Genomic DNA, 20512 nt, shown 5'->3' on the forward strand with positions numbered 1-20512 from the left:
CACAGCACCAAAAAACTACCCAATGGAAACGATACCTAACCACCTCATAAATGCCATTTGCGATACGCTGCTCAGTTCCCTTTGGCTTGGGCTAATATTAGCTGCCGCCGCAGGGCTGGCCGTACTTTGCACCCGTAAGCAAAGCGCACAACTGAGGTATAACCTGTTGGTTGGTGGCCTGGGCGTTTTCACGACTGCTGTACTGTTCGTGTTTGTGAAACAGCTGCTGCCACATGAAACGGTATCCGGCACTGCTTCGGTGCAAACTACTACCCTGCCGACCACCATCGTATCGCAACAACACCTCGACACGAACAAATACGACTTTATTGCCGGCTTGCTGCGCGCACATGCTAACAGCATAGTACTGATATGGTTGCTTATTGTATTGGCCAGGGCATTACAGTTGCTTACCGGCCTACAGAGCCTCTATTTTTTACGACGCAGGCAAATTGCAGCCGTTGGCGATGAATGGGTAGAGCGGGTTCAGCAACTTGCCGACCAGATGGGTATCAAACGATTGGTAGGCATTGCCGAATCGGGCATGGCTAAGGTGCCTATGGTGATCGGCCATTTGAAACCACTCATCCTTATTCCCGCGGGCTTAATTACCGCCTTGCCCCCGGCAGGTATAGAAGCCATATTGGTACACGAACTGGCGCACATCCACCGCCGCGATTATTTGGTAAACCTGCTCATCAGCAGCTTAGAGGTGATATTCTTTTTCAACCCCGCCGTGCTGTGGCTGTCAGCCCTTATAAGGGCCGAACGCGAGAATTGCTGCGACGACATGGCACTCGCCCAAACCGGCAGCAAAACCAATTACATCAAAGCCCTGGTGGCCTGCCACGAATACCAGGCCGATGTACCTGCTTATGCTATGGCTTTCGGCGGGCAAAAAAACCATTTGCTGGGCCGTGTACAACGGATGCTATCTAACAGCAATACATCATTAAGCATAGCCGAACGTGCTGTATTAGCCGTAGGTTTACTTATGGGCGTGTTGTTCACTGCAGCGTTTACAAATCCCGATAAGGTAACACAGTTGGTGTCTAAAGTAACACATACTACCGTTACTATTACGAACAACACCGAGACAGAAACCGCTAAAACCGATACGCTAAAGAAAAAGCTACCCCCGGCAAGCAAACCCAAAAATGTAGCTCCATTAGGCGTGGCAGCCCCGGTTGCACCTGTGGATACGCCGCGCATGACGATTTACCACCCGGAAAAGATTAGCGACTCTACCGATATACTCCTGGGCAATGGCGACATGCAAACCCGCCTGGTAAAAGTGGATGGCGTTTTATACCAGCTGAACAGACGTGCCGACAGGCTGATGTCTATGCAGGTAAATGGCAAAACCGTGCCCGCGGAAGATTATCCCCGTTACCTGAGCATCATCGATAATCTGATGCAAACAAAATTGCGAGGCATCACCAGGCCTGTAAACATTACCACCTCTTCCCCGGCACCCATCAGTAGCGGCCTGGGTAGCTTAAAGCAGCAGCCCGATTACAATACCAGCACACATGCTTATCACGACGGTACAGTGAGAGAAAAGCTAACCGCCGACCTGATTGCAGATGGCATCATCAAGAATGCCGACGATTTAACATCGTTTAAACTGAGCGATACAGAATTCATCGTAAACGGTAAAAAAATTCCCGCCGAAACCTATCAAAAATACCGAAAAGCTTACGTAAAAGCACCCGAAAACGGCAAGCAGGGCAGTTGGGCATGGATGTATAATTTCGAAGAAAAGTAATCGCAACTACATTGATTAACCACAAGGACTTTCAGTCCTTGTGGATACCTATGGCCCTAAACTAAGAAAAACAACATTCAACCTTTAAAAACCCACCCATCATGAAATTAAGAATAGCGGCCTTCTTTGCCGCCTGGATAAGTATTGCCCCAATTTTGGCGAAGGCTCAAAGCATGTACCTGCTTAGCGGTAAAGTACTCAGTTCGGAGCAGAAAGCACTGGACGGCGCAACCGTATACCTACTCAAAGCACAGGATTCTACGCTAATCAAAAGTGCTCTTACTGATGCGTCGGGTAATTTCGCGTTCGCAGGGCAGGCTGCGGGCAGTTACCGCCTATCCGTTACCATGCTGGGTTATAATACAGCTAAAATAGCTCTATTCCATTTATCTGCGGATATGAAACTACCAGACATTATCCTTTCTGCCACGAACAAACAGTTGCAGGAAGTGACGGTAACTGCCGCCAGGCCTTTCGTTGAGCAGAAGATAGACCGCACCGTAGTTAACCCCGAAGCGCTCATCAGCAATGCAGGCAGCACCGCGCTGGATGTACTGGAGAAAGCCCCCGGCGTAATCGTAGACCAAAACGGCGGCATTACCCTTAAGGGCAAAGGCGTTGTGATTTTTATAGATGATAAGCCTACTTACCTATCCGGTGCCGACCTGCAAAACTACCTCCGCTCGCTCAACTCAGCCGGTATCGACCAACTGGAACTCATGACCAACCCACCCGCTAAGTACGATGCTGCGGGTAACGGTGGGGTAATCAACATCCGCACCAAACGGAACAAGGCAAAGGGCTTTAATGGCGGGCTAAACCTGGCTTACATACAGGGCAAATTAGCCAAAACCAATAATAGCCTCAATTTGAATTATCGTTCGGGAAAGCTCAATCTGTTTGGCAATTTCAGTTACAATTACGGCAATGCCTTTACCGACCTAACCATCAACCGCCATTTTTTCGATGCACAAGGCAATCTGTTAAGTAACTTCATGCAGGCTTCATACATCCGCAACCGTAGCAATAACTATTTAGCCAAGATAGGTGCCGATTACTACCTCTCGGACAAGAGCACGCTTGGCGTAAACTTCACCGGCTTATATAACCCCGCAAACCGCATAACGCCGGTTACCAGCAATTTTACCAACGCAACGGGTGTTTTAGATTCCACCGTACTGGCCGATAATGGCCAGCACTACCTGCTGCGCAATGGCAGCGCTAACATCAACTATCGCCACCAGTTTAAAAAAGACGGTCCGCAGTTAAGCGCCGACCTGGATTACCTGAACTATTATACCAACGACCAGCAATCGTTTGATAACCGCAGCTTTTTTGCCGATGGTACCCCTAAGGGCAGCGATCTGCTTACCGGCAGCCTGCCGGCGCATATCGATATCTATTCGGCCAAGGCCGATTATGAGCATCCCCTATCCAGCGGAATCAAGCTGTCGGCGGGCCTTAAATCCAGCTATACCAAAACCGATAACGTTGCCGATTATTTTTATACCACCTCACCCGATTATGGTAAGACCAACCATTTCCTCTATAAAGAAAATATCAACGACGCTTACCTTAATGCCTCCAGGGATATTAAACGCTTTTCATTTCAGGCGGGCCTACGTTTGGAGAACACGGTGTCTAACGGGCACCAGTTGGGCAACGCACAGAAAGCCGATTCCAGCTTCCGTCGCAATTATACCAGCCTCTTCCCTACCTTTTATATGCAATACAAAGCCGATACCGCAGGACTCAATGTATTCAGCATCGACTATGGCCGCCGGATAGACAGGCCATATTACCAGGACCTAAACCCCTTCCTTAATCCGCTGGATAAGTTTACCTATTACACAGGCAACCCATTCCTGAGGCCATCTTTTACGAACAACATCGAGGTATCACATACCTACCACGACCGCTATACCACTACTTTTAGCTATAGCAACACGAAGGACGACGTGAACGAAACCATCGAAATCGTAAATGGCATCTACTACAGCAGACCCGGCAACATCGGCAAAAGCACGGTGATGACCTTATCTTTCGATGCCTCCTTCGACCCTACTAAGTGGCTCAGTATCCAGTTGCACACGCATGCTACGCAAATCCATTCGGTAAGCGATTTTTATACCGGGACGCTCGACACCAAGGGAACCCTCTACTTCGTAAGGCCGGTATTCAGTTTTAAAACCGGCAAAGACTGGACACTACAGCTGGATGGCGGGTATCAAACCAAAGTAACCAATGCACAATTTGTTGTACAGGCCCGTGGGCGGGTGAACGGTGCGGTCTCTAAAAAACTTTCCCCGGCCACCTCGCTCAAATTGGTACTGAACGATATATTCTACACCAATATAACCCATGGTGAAATAAACAACCTGGCCAACACCACGGCAAACTGGGTAAACCGATCTGATAGCCGTACGGCGGTACTCTCCCTATCCTATCGCTTCGGTAAATCTATCGCCGGGCAGCGTAAGCACGAAGCTAACGGCGCAGAAAGCGAACAAAACCGGGTGAAGAAATAGGGCTTATTTGAAAGTGCTAAACAAAACATAACAAAAACTTAATACACGATACACTGCCAAATAGTAAACAATGTTTAGTTTTGCTAAACATTGTTTATTGTAATTGTGGCCAAAACCGAAGCAACTTCTTCAAACACCTTCCCGGCAAAAATATTTGCAAACCCTGCCTGGGCATTGGTGGCGGCCTTTGGCACTTACTTTTGCATGTATGGCTACCGCAAGCCATACACTGCAGCATCTTTTGCCGATGCCGGGTATTGGGGACTTAGCTTTAAATTCAGCCTCATTATTGTACAAACAATAGGCTACGTACTGGCCAAATGGTTCGGCATTAAATTCGTTTCCGAAATAAAAGCCCATCAACGCATCACTGCGATCATTGTATTACTGGCCTTCGCCGAGGTGATGCTTTTGTTGTTCGCCATAACGCCCCGCCCCTGGAGCCTTGCCTTTATGCTGCTAAATGGCTTACCGCTCGGCGTTATATTTGGATTGGTACTGAGTTTTGTAGAAGGGCGCAGGCAAACCGAGTTCCTGATAGCCGGGCTTTGCGCCAGCTTTATCTTATCAGATGGGGTATCCAAATCCGTAGGCGCGTTTTTATTATCCATCCATATAAACGAAAACTGGATGCCCTTTATGGCCGGGCTGGTTTTTGCGCTGCCAACCGCGCTGTTTACAACTATGCTTGCCTGTGTACCAAAACCCACGGCAAGCGATATTAAATCGCGGTCGGCACGCATCCCCATGACGGGTGCCGACCGCCTGCGTTTCTTCAAAAAATATATGCCGGGGCTCATAGCCATCATCCTTATCTATTTATTCGTAACCCTGTTACGTAGCGTGCGTGCCGATTTTGCCGTAGAGCTGTGGGCGGGACTAGGCTATGCGCACACGCCGGATGTCTTTACCACATCGGAGCTATTGGTATCGCTCGGCGTAATTGTGATAACCAGTCTCGCGGTATTCGTGCAAAACCATTACAAGGCTTTCAAAGTTTCGCTTCTTACCAGTTTCGTGGGCTTCCTCATTGTTTTACTGGCTGCTTTAGGTCTGGATTACGGCTTGGGCAAATTCAGCTTTATGGTATTGGTGGGGCTGGGCGTTTATTTGCCCTATGTGGCGGTGCACGCTGTAATCTTCGAGCGGCTTATCGCCATCACTCGTGAAAAGGCAACGGTGGGTTTCCTGATGTACATCGTAGATTCCGTAGGGTATACCGGCTATATCGGCCTCATGCTGATGCGGTTTTTCCTGCCGGCATCAGATAGTATATTATCCTTATTTCTGAAGATATGCATCGGCCTGGCAATTGCCGGCATGCTGCTGATGGGTTTTACGCATTTATATTTTAAAACAAAACTGAAAGTTGATGGACCAACAAATGCCAATATTCCCTCAGGGGCGGGCAGCGCTGTTTGAGGGCGTTGGCAAGCCTTTTAAGGCTATAAACCGCGAAGTACCAGCTCTTGCCGAAGGGGAGATACTTGTCAAAAACCGCTACACTACCCTCTGCGGCAGTGATATACACACCTATTGCGGCCACCGTAAAGAGCCCGATGAAGTGGTTTTGGGCCACGAAATTATCGGCGATATTTTATGGCTGCCTGAAGGCGAAGAATTCAAAGATTATCGGGGTGAGACGGTACAGATTGGCGACCGCATCACCTGGTCGATTTTTGCGGTGCCGGCAGGCATTGAAGCTCCCAGGGCAGACATGCCTCAGAAAAGCGCGGGGCTGTTTAAATACGGCCATGCACAAGCCACCGATACCGATTTGTTCAACGGCGGCCTGGCAGATTACTGCGTGCTCAGGCCAAATACCGCATTCCTCAAGATATCGCCTAAGATACCCATGAAGGTTGCCGCCACCATCAGCTGCGCACACTCCACTGTAACAGGCGCGTTGAGGGTTGCGGGCAATATCAAAGGCAAAAAGGTGTTGGTATTCGGTGCGGGTCTGTTGGGTATCTCCTGTGTGGCCATGTGCCGCGAAGCCGGCGCAAGCTGGGTGGGTTTGATAGATAATGATGCATCGCGCTTAAGCTGGGGCGAAAAGTTTGGTGCCGACGAGCAATTCATCTTCCCCAATAATCCGGTAGACGGCAGTTTTCCCTGGCCGCAGGCGGATGTGGTGTTCGATATGACCGGTCGCCCCGAAGCCATGAAAGTCGGCGTGGAATCGCTTGGCCTTGGCGGCACTGTAGTTTGGATTGGCGCAGTTTTCCCGGCATCACCTGTACCTGTAGATGCACAGCGTGTGGTACGCAACCTTTTAGAAATAAAAGGTCTGCACAACTACAATTATGACGATTTTGTGAACGCCACTATTTTTATAGAGCAGAATTTCGAGAAATACCCCTTTGAAGAACTGGTGGAAAAAGAATATACACTTGACCAGATTGCCGAAGCTTTTAAATACGCCAGCGAGCAAAAGCCGGTGCGTGTGGGCATCAATATAGATAATGACTAAATGCCATTACCTAAGTGGCTACGAAGCGCACCGACTCTTAAATAAACGACATTGAATAACGACAACTAAAACAAATAACAATAATATGGAGCAGCAAATTAAAATGGTAGTTTTCGATATGGCCGGAACCACCATCGACGAGAACAATCTCGTTTACAAAACCTTAAGGAAAGCCATTAACGAAGCAGGTTTCGATTTCACTTTAGACCAGGTACTGGCCGAAGGCGCAGGTAAAGAAAAGAAACAAGCTATACGCTCGGTTTTGGCCGCATTCGCTGGTATAGAAGATGAAGAATTTACCAATAAGATTTATGCTAACTTTTTGCCGCAGCTTACTGAGGCCTACGTTACGGCAGATATTATCCCCCAGCCTAATTCTCTTGAACTTTTTGCCGAACTGAAAAGACGCGGTATTTATGCCGTGCTGAATACAGGGTACGACCGTACTACCGCTCAATCCATTATTACCAAACTGGGCTGGCAGGAAGGTGTTGAGTATGACGGCCTGGTTACCGCCACCGACGTAGGCAAAAACCGGCCCGACCCGGCCATGATTGTATTCGCCATGGAGAAATTCGGCATAACAGATGCTGCCGGGGTAGTAAAAGTAGGCGATTCTATCATCGATATACAAGAAGGCCAAAACGCAGGCTGCAGCGTAAACGTGGGCATCACCACAGGCGCGCATACAGCAGCACAACTGCAAACCGCCAACCCGAACGCCGTAATAGACAATCTGATTGAGCTATTACCGCTGATCAATTAAGCAAACTGTTCTCTATTAAATTCGCCGCAGGCACCCGCCAGGGGTGCTTTGCGGTTTTTTTTATATTCTCTCGTCTTCTATTTGTTCCGGAAGCCTGTAAACATTGACCAAAGGCAACAATATCCGCAAATAAATTCCCGCCCAAAACTCGCATATTCTCTATCAAAATAACCTCATTAATAACAAATTAGCACTTTTAAGTTACCTCAACTTCAATACAGTTTAATGTCATTATTTGATGCTTAACAATTTGATAATGTAAAATATTCATTACCGAAAAGTGGCACGTCTAAATTTATGCTCATTCATATCAGGCTTAAGATTTGTTTAAAGTCTGCTTAACTGAAATGACATATATGAGGAAAGTTTTATTCATTACCGGCTCGGTTCATCAAACATCGCAAATGCATCAGATTGCTGCCGAGCTTTTTGGGGTAGATTGCTGGTTCAGTCAGGTTTTTGCGGATAGCCCGATCATCAATTTCCTTACTAATAAAACCACATTGCTAAATGGTACTGCGCTCGCCGGGCAATTTAGGACTAACTCAGAGAAGTACATGCGCGAGCATGGCTTGCAGGTAGATTATCGCGCCCATCTTAATCATTACGACTTGGTGGTGTATTGCTCTGATCTGCTTATTCCCCATCGCCTGCGCAAAATTAAAACGGTTTGGGTTCAGGAAGGTATGGTAGACCGGATAACACCTGTGAGCAAAGTGGTGAAAGCCCTCAAACTTCATCCGGCATTATCGGGCAATACTTCGCTTAACGGCTCCTCCAATATCTGCGATGTTTATTGTGCAGCCTCAGAGGGCTATAAGCAATATTTCAGCAACCTGGGTACCGAGAAACGCAAACTGGTGGTTACGGGCATACCCAATTATGACAATGCCGTACAATTCAGGGATAATGATTTCCCTTACCATGATTACGTTATGGTAGCCACTACCGACATGCGCGAAACCTATCGTTTCGAGAACAGGCCAGCCTTCATCAAAGACGCGGTAAAAATTGCCGCAGGCAGGCGCTTGCTGTTCAAATTTCACCCTAACGAAGATTTTGAACGGGCCGAAGCCGAAATACGCGAACATGCACCCGAAGGAACGCTGATGTTCCGTAGCGGCAATACTAACCACATGATAGCCAATTGCACTGAGCTCATCACACAATATTCTACCGTGGTTTTCACCGGCATTGCGCTGGGTAAAAAAGTACATTCCTGGTTTGATGTACCCACCTTGCATCAGCTTTCGCCATGGCAAAACGGGGGCACATCGGCGCAAAACATAGCTGCGGTTTGCCAAAGCTACCTCGATTACCAGGGTGATAAAAAACATTTCGACCCAACCGCAGCTATGGCCGAGGCCCTGGCCCATCATTCGGTATTAAACGAGGTATATGCAGGATAAAATCGTCATCGTTATACAGGCCCGTATGGGTTCCAGTCGTTTGCCCGGCAAGGTAATGCTGCCGATACTTGGTCAAAGCCTGCTGGCTCGGATGATAGAACGGCTGCATATGGTGAAACACCCTGTAACGCTGGTTGTGGCAACTTCTGTGAACGAAGCAGACGATGTAATAGCACAGGAAGCCGAAGCACTAGGTGTAGCTTGCTATCGCGGAAGCGAAAATAACCTGCTCGACAGGCACTACCAGGCGGCGCTATTGCTGGATGCCACCGTCGTATTAAAGATACCCTCTGATTGCCCGATGATAGACCCCGCGGCCATAGATGCCGCATTGGAGTATTTCTTTGCAGCTGGCAGCCGCTTCGATTATATCAGCAACCTGCACCCTGCTACCTGGCCCGATGGTAACGATGTAGAAATCATGACCATGCAATGCCTTACCCACGCGCATCAGCAGGCTACCCGCCAACTGGAACTGGAGCATACTACGCCGTATATATGGGAGAACCCTGAGCAATTCCGCATTGGCAACATTGCCTGGGAAACCGGACTGGACTACTCCATGTCGCACCGGTTCACTATAGATTATCAAGAGGACTACGAATTTATCAAAGCCGTTTTCGAGGCGCTTTATCCCTCGAAAACGGAATTTCCCTGTGCAGACATCCTGAATCTGCTTGAACAGCGGCCGGATATTATGGCCATCAACAGCGCCTATGCCGGGGTAAACTGGTACCGCCATCATTTAGATGAACTAAAGACGATAGATGCCGGGCAAACCAAAACCATTACGCCAACACAACACTCAACCCATTAATTGATAAATGGAAAAAATAGCTTTAAACGTACGCGAGCACATCATTAAAATGGCCACCGATGGCGGCTGCTTCATCGGTGCATCGCTTTCTGCAACCGACCTGATGGTTTACCTGTACACCCGTTTCCTAAACGTAAACAAGGATAACCTGGAAGACCCCGACCGCGATTACCTCTTCCTGTCGAAGGGTCACGATGTGCCGGCGCTATACGGTACGCTTGCCGAACTGGGTATCATCGAGAAAAGTCGCCTTGCCAACCACCTATCGCTCAACGATCATATCTACTGGCACCCCAATACCCATATACCGGGTATCGAGTTCCATTCAGGCTCGCTGGGGCATTTGCCATCGGTGGCTGTGGGCGTGGCTATGGATATAAAAATAAGCGGCGGCAACAATAAAGTGGTATGCATTTTAGGCGACGGCGAACTCAACGAAGGCACTTGCTGGGAGGCCGTACTGGTAGCCAATGCTTATAAACTGGATAACCTTATTTTTGTGATAGACCGTAACCAGTTCCAGGCCAATGTACGCACCGAAGAGCTCATCCCGCTGGAACCCCTTAAAGATAAGTTCGAGGCATTTGGCGCGGCGGTAAAACGGGTAGACGGGCACGATTTCGGCCAGTTGGAAGAAGCCTTCAGCGCTTACCCTTTCCAACCGGGTAAACTAAACGTAGTGATAGCTGATACCGTGCGCGGCAAAGGACTGCCAAGCATAGAAGAACGTGCCGACAGGTGGTTCTGCAATTTCTCCGGCCAGGAGATAGACCAGCTATTGCTCGAACTACACGGCGAAGCGGCCACTACCCTTACATCCGAAACCTTAATCGTACGCTAAAATGACCTACGAAGAATTACTGACCGAAACCGCCCTCGCCAATGAACAGGTGGTGGTGATGACCGCCGAAAACCGCGCGCTGGTACGCAACCTGCCGGGCATATTGGGCAAAAGGTTTATAGATACCGGCATAACCGAACAAACCATGGTAGGTGCCGCTGCGGGCCTCGCACTACGTGGCCGTATCCCGGTGATACACGCCCTTACCTCCTTTTTAACGATGCGTGCTTTCGAATTCGTGCGCACAGACGTGGGTATAGCCAACCTGCCGGTAAAACTGAGCGGTTTTATCCCAGGCTTTTTATCAGACGGCAATGGCCCTACCCACCAGGCTATAGAAGATATCTCCCTGATGCGCGGCATCCCGAATATGACGGTTTTTGCACCTGCAGACGAAGACGATCTGGTGAAGATGCTGCCCGCCATATGGCAATCGAAGCGACCCGCTTATACCCGAATCAATACCCGCAAAACCAGCTATCAACATGCAGACTATTTGCCCGGTAAAGCCGAGGTAATAGCAGAGGGTAGCGATGTAACTATACTAACCTACGGATTGCTGTTTGAACAGGCGCTTATAGCACTGGATATATTGAAGAGCGAAGGCCTTTCCGTCGGCCTGATCAACATGCGCAGCCTGAAACCTGTAGATGAGCAGGCGATACTGAATGCTGCAAAATCGAATCTGGTGGTTACGCTGGAAGACCATTTCCTAACCGGCGGGCTGTACAGCATCGTTGCCGAAGTGCTGCTGAAGCACCGCCAAACCGCCAACGTACTGCCTCTTGCGCTGGAAGAACGCTGGTTTAAACCCGCTTTGCTGCCCGATGTTTTGCAGCACGAAGGCTTTACCGGCAAACAGATAGCCGAAAAAATACTGGGTTACCGCACCACCAGCGAGCAACCCGAAATATTACTCACCGAATTTTCAGAATAAATAGATATGGCCAATAAAATAGCTTTAAACCAGGATTATCCGCAGATAACCCAATCCGACGAATTGTACGCCCGTGCGCTTAAGGTGCAGATGCCTGTAACGCAAACTTTGGCTAAGGGACCAGGCCAGTTTACCAAAGGCGTTGCTCCGAAATATTTGGCCAAGGGCAAAGGCTCGCATGTATGGGATGTGGATAGCAACGAGTATATCGATTTCAACGCGGCGATAGGTCCATTGTCGTTAGGCTACGCCTACCCTGCGGTGGATAACGCCATCAGGCAGCAACTGGAAGATGGTATTACCTTTTCGTTGATGCACCCGCTGGAAGTGGAGCTGTGCGAACTGGTGCAACAGGTTATCCCCAATGCCGAGGCGGTGAAGATAGCCAAAACCGGTGCCGACGTATGCTCAGCGGCCATCCGCGTAGCCCGCGCCTTTACTGGCCGTGATAAGGTTTTCTGCTGCGGCTACCACGGCTGGCACGATTGGTACATCGGCATTACCAGCCGCAATGCGGGCATACCAGAGGCCATACAAGACCTCACTTACACCTTCGAATACAACGACATCGAATCGATAAAGGCTGCCTTAGACGAGACCGTAGCCGCGTTGATACTGGAGCCTTTTATCTTCGAGGCACCCAAACCCAACTTTTTGCAGGAACTGGCGGCTGCTTGCAAGGAAAACGGCACCCTATTGATATTCGACGAGATGTGGACCGGCTTCCGCATCGCTGTAGGCGGCGCACAGGAATACTTCGGCGTAAAGGCTGATTTGGCCGTTTACTCCAAAGCATGTGCCAATGGCATGCCTATAGCCCTGCTCACCGGCCGCGCCGATGTGATGGATTTGTTCAATTCCAAGGTATTCAGCTATACTACCTTCGGCGGCGAGGCCCTTTCGCTGGCGGCATGCATAGCTACCATTAACGAACTGATTGATAAACAAGTACCACAATACCTGGATACCAAAGGAGCCTTGCTTAAAGATGGCTACAACCAGCTGGCCCTTGAATTGGGCATGGATAAATATACCCGCTGTATAGGCTACAACTGCCGCAGCATGGTAACCTTTACACCCGAAGCAGGCAACGGCCTGGAGGTAAAGACCTTGATGCAACAGGAAATGATCAAACGCGGTGTGCTTTGGGCCGGTTTCCACAATATGTGCTACAGCCATTCCGATGAGGATATTGCCTACACCCTGGCTGCCTACCGCGAGGTATTGCCTATTGTAAAAGAAGCTATTGAAAGCGGCGACCTCAAAAGCTACCTGAAAGGCGAAGTGCTGGAAGCCGTTTTCCGTAAGGTGAGCAATTACAATATCAAACCAAAAGCAAGCGCACTAGCCTAATGGAACTTTTCAGCTTAAAAGGTAAAACAGCCATTGTAACGGGCGCGCTCGGCCTCATCGGCAAAAAACATTGCGAAGCATTGGCTACGGCTGGTGCAAACGTGGTAGTAGCCGATATGGATGGCAAAATGGCGCAGCACTTTGCCCAGCAACTGGGCAAGGGGCACATGGGCATCGGCATTAACGTTACGAGCAAGGAATCACTTTTAGATGGTGCAGCACTTGTTTATGAGCGGTATGGCAGCGTGGATATTTTGGTAAACAACGCGGCCATCAACGATATGTTCGAGAATCCGGCACTGGCTAAAGATCTCTCGGCCTTTGAAAACTACCCGCTGGATGCCTTCCAAAAATCGTTGGATGTAAACGTTACCGGCGTGTTTCTGTGTTCGCAGGTGTTCGGCACAAAAATGGCCGAACAAGGTAGCGGCAGCATCATCAATATCGCATCAACCTATGGCGTGGTTGGTCCCGACCAAAGCATATACCGCAATGCATGTGGCGAGCAAACCTTTTTTAAATCGCCGGCATACCCGGTTACCAAAGGGGCCGTAATCAACTTTACCCGCTTTTTGGCCGCCTATTGGGGCCATAAGGGTGTAAGGGTAAATACCCTCTCGCCCGGAGGTGTAGAAAACAGCCAGGACGAATTTTTCGTCCAAAGTTATTCCGCAAAAACCCTGTTGGGCCGTATGGCTAAAGCAACAGATTACCAGGGTGCCCTCGTCTTTCTGGCCAGCGAGGCATCGGCATACATGACCGGCGCAAACCTAATTGTAGACGGCGGGTGGACCGCAATTTAAACTAAAGAACCATGAAAGAAATCCTAAAACAAAAAGCTTCAAAAATTAAGTTACTGATTACCGATTGCGACGGCGTTTTAACCGATGCAGGCGTTTATTACGGCCAGGACGGCGAGTACCTAAAAAAATTCAACATCCGCGATGGTATGGGTGTAGAGCGTTTACGCAAATTGGCTGGTGTGGAAACTGCCATTATCACCGGTGAAAAATCGCCCTCGGTAATTACCCGCGCCCAAAAACTACAGATAACCGAAGTGCATTTGTTTGTAAAAGACAAGCCGCAGGTACTTAAAGAAATTATAGCCCGCCTGCAACTGGAAAAAGAAGAAATAGCCTACATAGGCGACGATTACAACGACCTGGAAGTGATGAAGCTGGTACGCCTCACCGCCTCCCCTGCCGATGCTTTGCCGGCCATTAAAAACACCGTTGATTACGTTTGCCAGGCCAAAGGCGGCGAAGGCTGCTACCGCGAATTTGCCGAGTTGATTATCGATGCAAAAAACGACACCGTGGCTGCATTGCCCATAAAATCGGGCGTAATTACCCTAAGCAATGGCCGCAAGATAGGTCCGGGCCAACCCAGCTATATCATTGCCGAAATAGGCATTAACCACAACGGCTCGCTGGAAACCGCCAAGCAACTCATAGACGAAGCAGTTACCGCAAAAGCCGATGCCGTAAAATTCCAGAAACGTACGCCGGAAATTTGCGTACCGCGCGACCAGTGGGAAATTATGCGCGATACCCCATGGGGCCGTATGAGCTATATTGATTACAAGCGCAAAACCGAATTCGGCATAGCCGAGTATGCTACGATTGACCAATATTGCAAAAAGGTAGGCATCGATTGGTTTGTATCTGCCTGGGATGCACCATCGGTAGATTTTATGGAGCAATTTGATACCATACTTTACAAACTGGCATCGGCATCACTTACCGATTTTGAATTGATTGAAAGGATATTGGAAACCGGCCGCCCGCTGATGTTATCCAGCGGCATGTCTACCATGAAAGAAATTGAGAACGCCCTGCGTTTCGTGAACGATTTCGATCCGAATTACCCGGTGTTCCTGGCACATTCCACGTCGGCTTACCCTTGCAAACCCGAGGAATTGAACCTGAGGATGATCAATACACTGGCCAATAAATTCCCGGGCATCCCAATCGGTTACTCTGGTCACGAAACCGGACTGGCTACCACCGTTGCTGCCGTAGCTTTGGGTGCAACCTTTGTAGAGCGCCATTTTACCCTTGATCGCGCCATGTGGGGATCAGATCATGCCGCCTCGGTAGAGCCTCAAGGTTTCCAGCGCCTGGTGCGCGATATCCGCGATATAGAAACCGCAGCCGGAGACGGTATCAAACAAGTTTATGAATCTGAACTGGCCCCAATGAAACGCCTGCGCGTAAACATTGGCGAAGAGTATAAAACAAAGCCATTGGTGTAAATGCCGCAATTAGATGTTTTAACCGTAACTACCGCTATCCTTTTTTGCTGGATAGCGGTAATTATTACCTGGGAACGTGTATCGCCCTATCGCAAAGGCCTGCCCTTTTTGCGCGACGGCTTCTGGGTAGATTTGGTGTGGTACACGCTTATACAAAGCTATTTTCTGAAAATATTGATTTTCGACTATATCATTGCGCCTATGCAAAGGCATTTCGATTGGTCGCGTTTCCAGTTCGTTCAGCATTGGCCCATTTGGGTGCAGGTGCTGTTTTTCTTGGTGATACACGATCTGTATATCTACCTTTTCCACCGTTTCCAGCATAGCAATAAATTCTTCTGGCGGTTTCATGAAGCCCACCATTCTGTAAAACAGGTCGATTTTTTGGCGGGTTCGCGCTCGCATGTCATGGAGATCATCATCAACCAAACCATCGAATTTGCACCCATTATCCTTTTAGGTGCCGACCCTGCGGTGATACCCATCAAGGCCCTGCTCGATTCCATGTTCGGCTTATTCATCCATGCCAATATCAAGGTTAACCTGGGCAGGTTCAAATATTTTTTGAACAGTCCCGGCCTGCACCTGTGGCACCATGCCAATTACCAGGAAGTTTTCCATGCGAATTTCGCTACCAAATTCTCGGTGTGGGATTACCTTTTCGGCACGGTTTACGATCCGGGACATGCCCCCGGCGACAAGCCCGAAAACTGGGGTTTGTATTATGACTACCCGCGCGACTACTTTCTGCAACATGCCTTCTCGGTAAAACGGTTCGACGAGCAGAAGCTTTTGAAATACCCCTGGTTTAAATGGTATTATAACCTGCGGCCCAATATCATCAGGTTTTTTACCCGGAGGACTCCGGTACAACAACAAGCGAAAGATACTACACACCAATCACACATCTTAACAGCAAAGCAGTAAGCCATGGCCTGGTTATTCCTCATCATTGCCGCGGCTTGCGAAACCGCCTGGACCTACTCGCTCAAGCTGATGAAATTCAGCGAGCTAAAAAAACTCAACTTCCAAACGTTGATAACCCCGGCGGTATCGTTACCCGTTGTTCTGCCCTTTGTGGGCTATATCGTCTTCGGGCTTGTTAATGTCTATTTCTTTTCGATGGCAGTTAAACAGATGCCAATGGCTATGGCCTTCGCTGTTTGGACGGCGGTAACCCTTATCTTCATGAAATTCACCGAGGTACTCTTCCTAAAGCAGTCTGTATCCTGGCCCGAGGTATTCTTTATGCTGATGATTATGGGCGGCATCATCGGGCTGAAAACATATGTGGTCACAAAATAATCGGTGTATGTAATTCGCAAAGCATTTGCTGGCCCGTAATATCACCGGGTACATGGACGACTTTCATTACAGTTTAAATTTCCGGGTAAATTAACGGAAAATTTAAATATGAAAAGGCTTTGCGCATTTGGGGGAAACACTAAATTTAGCTCCAAACAGTTCCAGATGAAACCTTTACTTTTCCTGTCCTTTTTATTTGCCGCCCTTAATGTCGGCGCGCAGGTGACCGTTAAAAACAACCAAATTATCCTTGGCAAAACGGATAGTGTTTACTCGAAGATTATAGGCGAAAAAAGAAAGGTTTGGATTTACCTGCCCGGCGACTATAACGACATTAGCTTGCCCCGTAAAATTTACCCGGTGGTTTACCTGCTGGATGGCGACGGACACTTCAGCTCCATCGCCGGGATGATTCAGCAACTGAGCGAGGTAAATGGCAACATGGTGTTACCACAGATGATTATTGTAGCCATACCCAATACCAACCGCATGCGCGATCTTACCCCCAGCCAGGCGAAGACGTCGTATGAAGGCAAAAAAGACCCCGCGTTAGCAATAACCGGCGGGGGCGAAAAATTCACCGCCTTCATACAGCAGGAACTGATGCCGCATATCGATTCGGCGTACCGTACCGCGCCTTATAAGCTATTTATCGGCCACTCTTTAGGTGGGCTGATGGTTATCAACACGCTTATCAACCACAGCGATATGTTCAACGCCTACATTGCTATAGACCCCAGCATGTGGTGGGATGGCAAAAAGCTGCTTACGCAAGCGCGGCAGTTACTGGATCAAAAACGTTTCGGCGGGAAATCGCTATATATGGGCATTGCCAATACCATGGACGAAGGAATGGACACCCTGAAAGTAAGGAAGGACACAGCCAACGCATCCTTGCATATCCGGTCGATCTTAGCGTTGAAGGATATGCTGCAAAACAAGGCCGCCGATGGGCTCACGTTCGGTTATCAATATTATTCCAATGATACCCATAGCTCGGCACCGCTCATAACCGCCTATGATGGGATGCGCTTTTTGTTCCCTTTCTACAAAATGCCGGCGGGTGCCGAAAGCAAAATAGAGACGGACGATGCCTTCGACATCCCCGCGTTTTACAGTAATTTCTACGCCGATATATCAAAACACATGGGCTACAAAGTATTGCCGAACCAAGGCGATTTAAACCAGACCGGCTATTACTTTTTGCAGGCACATAAACCGCAAAAGGCCTACCAATTCTTTGCCATCAATATAGCCAACTACCCGCAAAGCGCCAACGCATACGATAGCATGGGCGATTACTACGCCGACCAAAAAAACAAAGCGAAAGCCATAGAAATGTTTACCAAAGCCTACCAACTGGGCAAAAACCCGGATACGAAAAAGAAGCTAGACAAGCTGGTTGCAGGCAAATAAAAGCCCGAGCAGTTTAACCAGTTTGATTAACAGCAAGCCAATTGCTGCATCCCGCGAATGCTTAATTTAGTTGGCAACAGCTTTGTTACCGCCAGCCCAATGCAGGCGCAACATGCTCTAAGATAGCCGATAACACATGTACGTTGTAATCAACACCCAGGGTGTTCGGTATGGTGAGCAGCAGGGTATCTGCTTCCTGTATGGCTTCGTCCTGCGCCAGTTCTTTGATCAGCTGATCCGGTTCGGCGGCATAGCTTTTGCCGAAAACCGCGCGTTTGTCGGCCTCTATATAGCCAAAGCTGTCGCCACCTTTTGCCTGCCCAAAGTATTGCCTGTCCTGCTCGGTAACCAGCGCAAAAATAGACCGGCTTACCGATACCCTTGCTTCGCGCTCGTGCCCTGCTTTTTTCCAGGCTTCTTTGTATAACCGTATCTGTTCGGCCTGCTGTATATGGAAAGGCTTGCCGCTTTCATCAAATTTCAGGGTAGAACTTTGCAGGTGCATGGCATTCTCGGCTGCCCAAACTGCCGTTGCATTACTGGCGGCTCCCCACCAGATGCGTTCGCGCAAACCTTCGGCATAGGGTTCCAGGCGCAATAAGCCCGGCGGGTTCGGGAACATCGGGTACGGGTTAGGCTCGGCAAATCCTTTGCCCTTTAATTTATCCAGAAACTCCAAAGCTTTTTTCCGACCCATATCGGCGTCATTTTCTCCCTCCTCGGGCGCATAGCCGAAATAGCGCCAGCCTTCGATTACCTGCTCCGGCGAACCCCTGCTGAGGCCCAATTGTAACCGCCCGCCCGAAATCAGGTCGGCAGCGCCGGCATCTTCTACCATATACATCGGGTTTTCATAACGCATATCAATAACGCCGGTCCCAATCTCTATCTTACTGGTTTTGGCACCGATAGCCGAAAGCAAAGGAAAGGGCGAAGCCAATTGCCGCGCAAAATGATGCACCCGGAAGTAAGCACCATCTACCCCTATCTCCTCCGCCGCAACCGCCAAGTCTATCGACTGCAGCAAGGTATCGCCCGCCGTACGGGTTTGGTAAGCGGGGTGGTTAGACCAATGCCCGAATGATAAAAATCCTATCTTCTTCATCAAAAACAATATTTACCGGCAAAGGTAAGCATAGGGGCTTGTGGGAGAGGTCACGGGTGGGTAATAATGATTGGGGAGAGCTTTTTATACGCAGTGCGGTAAAATCGGCCTGGGGTTTACATTTAGGGCGATAAAGCAGTAACAATGTAATGACCTGTTACATTAGGCAATATAACAAGTTGTTGGTTATAAAGGAATAGGTAAGTTTTATGGTATAACACCAACCACAGGCACCTTGTGAAACTTATGCCCCCTCACAACAATCAATAATGTAATTAATTTATTTTTTGATGATAAGCTATTGACAGGTTCAAGCCTTTGCCTTTAGCTCTTTGATGTCTTTAGACATTCCTTGAAGTTCCTTTTTGATCTTGCTGATACGCTTGCTTAAAAGGTTATGCAATTGGTCGTCAAATGAATTGTCGATCATTTTAACAAAAACTTCCAGATAATATGGAGCGGCGAAACTTGTTTTAATTGTTGAATAAACGTTTGTACTGCCAGATAAGCTCAGAAATATATTTGCATTAGATTTCTTCGCGATATAACTTTCATATTCTTCTTTACTTAACAGGTATGCTTCTAACGCTTCATCTAATGAAAAATCCCCATCCGCAATGCTCTGTTCAACAACCATGCATTTATGCAGGTTGTCTTTCTCAGGATCGCTGAAAAGTTCTTCTCCGATATAAGCGGATTCAGTGTATTTCTTTCTGTCAAGCAACATAATATTTAAATTTAGCTAAAAGTTCTGAATTATTCAAATCGATCTCTCCGTGCCAGCGACTTTTCCTTAGTATAGTTTCCATCCCCTCGAGCCGACTCCACTTTACCATTGGAAAGGCCTTTCCATTAGGGTATTTGGAGTAATAATTATCATAAACCCTTTTAACAAACTTGAACTGCGCCGGAGATAGACACTTTTCCGCTTCATCTAAGATCATTTTTACTTCTGTGGGAACAGTTGCCGTAAAAAAAGCTTTGGCCCAAACATAGCTGCCATCGGCAAGCGCGGCTTCAAGTACAATTTTATCAACGCCCAAACGCAAATATTGTTGCAAACTTAAATTGAGCATTTTTTTACCAATTCCCTGTCCTCTTGCCGTTTCCGGGATGCGAAAAAAGTCGTGTTCCGCTATAAGTTCGTCGTCATGCCTGATAAATGCCCGCGACAATGCTAAACCTGTCTCATCATCTCCTTCATCTTCTGAATAGAATTGAACAATGATCATCGGTGGCGGTTCTTCAAAATAAGCCAGCTCTTTTTCTATTTTGGCTTGCGTTAAAGGAGTAAGTAATTCACCTATTTCTTTTAGATATTCTCTAAGATCGAACCCTGGAAAATAAGCTAACAGAAAATCTTTCAATGGCTTTTTGCCTGACGTTATGTTGAAGCCGATTGCCTCGACTTCCGCAATATCTTCAGCTGTCACTATATGGGGATTTCCAGTCGGCATCATTTTTCAAATATCGCTTTTATGGCTGGAAATCTACATCAGTTCATGCAACTTCATAGCCATTGCTGTTCAGCCTGTGGTTG

Annotated in this window: 18 protein-coding genes; 15 read left to right on the forward strand and 3 right to left on the reverse strand. The window is 48.3% G+C overall.

The window, feature by feature from the left end; genetic code table 11:
* Window positions 1-22 precede the first annotated feature (22 nt).
* The 15 genes from E2R66_RS12395 (at window position 23) to E2R66_RS12465 (ending at window position 17867) form a co-directional block, all read left to right on the forward strand.
* A complete protein-coding gene (locus E2R66_RS12395) occupies window positions 23-1768 on the forward strand; it encodes a M56 family metallopeptidase (RefSeq protein WP_133231367.1) in 1746 nt (581 codons plus the stop codon).
* Between the two features lie 101 nt (window positions 1769-1869).
* Window positions 1870-4296: an outer membrane beta-barrel protein gene (locus E2R66_RS12400; RefSeq protein ID WP_133231365.1), complete on the forward strand. Its 2427-nt coding sequence runs from the start codon at window positions 1870-1872 to the stop codon at window positions 4294-4296.
* A 105-nt stretch (window positions 4297-4401) separates the two neighbouring features.
* Window positions 4402-5718 (forward strand): DUF5690 family protein, encoded by a 1317-nt coding sequence (locus E2R66_RS12405; RefSeq protein ID WP_158288399.1) that lies wholly within the window; start codon window positions 4402-4404, stop codon window positions 5716-5718.
* Window positions 5669-6769 (forward strand): zinc-binding dehydrogenase, encoded by a 1101-nt coding sequence (locus tag E2R66_RS12410; protein WP_133231361.1) that lies wholly within the window; start codon window positions 5669-5671, stop codon window positions 6767-6769. The genes E2R66_RS12405 and E2R66_RS12410 overlap by 50 nt, the downstream gene beginning before the upstream one ends.
* Window positions 6770-6854: 85 nt before the next feature.
* Complete coding sequence (locus E2R66_RS12415) at window positions 6855-7535, forward strand: phosphonatase-like hydrolase (protein WP_204985915.1); 681 nt, start codon at window positions 6855-6857, stop codon at window positions 7533-7535.
* A gap of 356 nt (window positions 7536-7891) precedes the next feature.
* Window positions 7892-8944 carry a hypothetical protein gene (locus E2R66_RS12420; protein WP_192901971.1) on the forward strand — a complete coding sequence of 351 codons (1053 nt, stop codon included), beginning with the start codon at window positions 7892-7894 and terminating at the stop codon, window positions 8942-8944.
* On the forward strand, window positions 8934-9761 hold the full coding sequence (locus E2R66_RS12425) for a cytidylyltransferase domain-containing protein (RefSeq protein WP_133231359.1): 828 nt from the start codon (window positions 8934-8936) through the stop codon (window positions 9759-9761). Before E2R66_RS12420 ends, E2R66_RS12425 begins: the two co-directional genes overlap by 11 nt.
* Window positions 9762-9768: 7 nt before the next feature.
* Window positions 9769-10602 carry a transketolase gene (locus E2R66_RS12430; RefSeq protein ID WP_133231357.1) on the forward strand — a complete coding sequence of 278 codons (834 nt, stop codon included), beginning with the start codon at window positions 9769-9771 and terminating at the stop codon, window positions 10600-10602.
* A 1-nt stretch (window position 10603) separates the two neighbouring features.
* A complete protein-coding gene (locus E2R66_RS12435) occupies window positions 10604-11539 on the forward strand; it encodes a transketolase family protein (protein WP_133231355.1) in 936 nt (311 codons plus the stop codon).
* A gap of 6 nt (window positions 11540-11545) precedes the next feature.
* A complete protein-coding gene (locus E2R66_RS12440; RefSeq protein WP_133231353.1) occupies window positions 11546-12892 on the forward strand; it encodes an aminotransferase class III-fold pyridoxal phosphate-dependent enzyme in 1347 nt (448 codons plus the stop codon).
* Window positions 12892-13695, forward strand: a complete 804-nt coding sequence (locus E2R66_RS12445) for an SDR family oxidoreductase (RefSeq protein ID WP_133231351.1) — start codon at window positions 12892-12894, stop codon at window positions 13693-13695. The genes E2R66_RS12440 and E2R66_RS12445 overlap by 1 nt, the downstream gene beginning before the upstream one ends.
* A gap of 11 nt (window positions 13696-13706) precedes the next feature.
* Window positions 13707-15146: an N-acetylneuraminate synthase family protein gene (locus E2R66_RS28980; protein WP_133231349.1), complete on the forward strand. Its 1440-nt coding sequence runs from the start codon at window positions 13707-13709 to the stop codon at window positions 15144-15146.
* Window positions 15147-16073 (forward strand): sterol desaturase family protein, encoded by a 927-nt coding sequence (locus E2R66_RS12455; RefSeq protein WP_133231347.1) that lies wholly within the window; start codon window positions 15147-15149, stop codon window positions 16071-16073. It abuts the gene before it with no gap.
* Between the two features lie 3 nt (window positions 16074-16076).
* Entirely contained in the window at window positions 16077-16451 is a 375-nt protein-coding gene (locus E2R66_RS12460) for a DMT family transporter (protein WP_133231345.1), read from the forward strand.
* Between the two features lie 165 nt (window positions 16452-16616).
* Complete coding sequence (locus tag E2R66_RS12465; protein WP_158288400.1) at window positions 16617-17867, forward strand: alpha/beta hydrolase-fold protein; 1251 nt, start codon at window positions 16617-16619, stop codon at window positions 17865-17867.
* Between the two features lie 85 nt (window positions 17868-17952).
* Here E2R66_RS12465 and E2R66_RS12470 read toward each other — a convergent pair whose 3' ends face one another.
* From E2R66_RS12470 to E2R66_RS12480, 3 genes are all read right to left on the reverse strand, one after another.
* Window positions 17953-18972 (reverse strand): LLM class flavin-dependent oxidoreductase, encoded by a 1020-nt coding sequence (locus E2R66_RS12470; protein WP_133231341.1) that lies wholly within the window; start codon window positions 18970-18972, stop codon window positions 17953-17955.
* Between the two features lie 310 nt (window positions 18973-19282).
* On the reverse strand, window positions 19283-19699 hold the full coding sequence (locus E2R66_RS12475; protein WP_133231339.1) for a hypothetical protein: 417 nt from the start codon (window positions 19697-19699) through the stop codon (window positions 19283-19285).
* Window positions 19689-20405: a GNAT family N-acetyltransferase gene (locus E2R66_RS12480; RefSeq protein ID WP_158288401.1), complete on the reverse strand. Its 717-nt coding sequence runs from the start codon at window positions 20403-20405 to the stop codon at window positions 19689-19691. Before E2R66_RS12480 ends, E2R66_RS12475 begins: the two co-directional genes overlap by 11 nt.
* Window positions 20406-20512: the final 107 nt, after the last annotated feature.

Source organism: Mucilaginibacter psychrotolerans (assembly GCF_004519315.1).
GTDB lineage: Bacteria > Bacteroidota > Bacteroidia > Sphingobacteriales > Sphingobacteriaceae > Mucilaginibacter > Mucilaginibacter psychrotolerans.

Coding starts and splice junctions, on each gene's coding strand:
- E2R66_RS12395 (WP_133231367.1), top strand. CDS start 23: ATGGAAACGATACCTAACCACCTCATAAATGCCATTTGCGATACGCTG.
- E2R66_RS12400 (WP_133231365.1), top strand. CDS start 1,870: ATGAAATTAAGAATAGCGGCCTTCTTTGCCGCCTGGATAAGTATTGCC.
- E2R66_RS12410 (WP_133231361.1), top strand. CDS start 5,669: ATGGACCAACAAATGCCAATATTCCCTCAGGGGCGGGCAGCGCTGTTT.
- E2R66_RS12415 (WP_204985915.1), top strand. CDS start 6,855: ATGGAGCAGCAAATTAAAATGGTAGTTTTCGATATGGCCGGAACCACC.
- E2R66_RS12420 (WP_192901971.1), top strand. CDS start 7,892: ATGAGGAAAGTTTTATTCATTACCGGCTCGGTTCATCAAACATCGCAA.
- E2R66_RS12425 (WP_133231359.1), top strand. CDS start 8,934: ATGCAGGATAAAATCGTCATCGTTATACAGGCCCGTATGGGTTCCAGT.
- E2R66_RS12430 (WP_133231357.1), top strand. CDS start 9,769: ATGGAAAAAATAGCTTTAAACGTACGCGAGCACATCATTAAAATGGCC.
- E2R66_RS12435 (WP_133231355.1), top strand. CDS start 10,604: ATGACCTACGAAGAATTACTGACCGAAACCGCCCTCGCCAATGAACAG.
- E2R66_RS12440 (WP_133231353.1), top strand. CDS start 11,546: ATGGCCAATAAAATAGCTTTAAACCAGGATTATCCGCAGATAACCCAA.
- E2R66_RS12445 (WP_133231351.1), top strand. CDS start 12,892: ATGGAACTTTTCAGCTTAAAAGGTAAAACAGCCATTGTAACGGGCGCG.
- E2R66_RS28980 (WP_133231349.1), top strand. CDS start 13,707: ATGAAAGAAATCCTAAAACAAAAAGCTTCAAAAATTAAGTTACTGATT.
- E2R66_RS12455 (WP_133231347.1), top strand. CDS start 15,147: ATGCCGCAATTAGATGTTTTAACCGTAACTACCGCTATCCTTTTTTGC.
- E2R66_RS12460 (WP_133231345.1), top strand. CDS start 16,077: ATGGCCTGGTTATTCCTCATCATTGCCGCGGCTTGCGAAACCGCCTGG.
- E2R66_RS12465 (WP_158288400.1), top strand. CDS start 16,617: ATGAAACCTTTACTTTTCCTGTCCTTTTTATTTGCCGCCCTTAATGTC.
- E2R66_RS12470 (WP_133231341.1), bottom strand. CDS start 18,972: ATGAAGAAGATAGGATTTTTATCATTCGGGCATTGGTCTAACCACCCC.
- E2R66_RS12475 (WP_133231339.1), bottom strand. CDS start 19,699: ATGTTGCTTGACAGAAAGAAATACACTGAATCCGCTTATATCGGAGAA.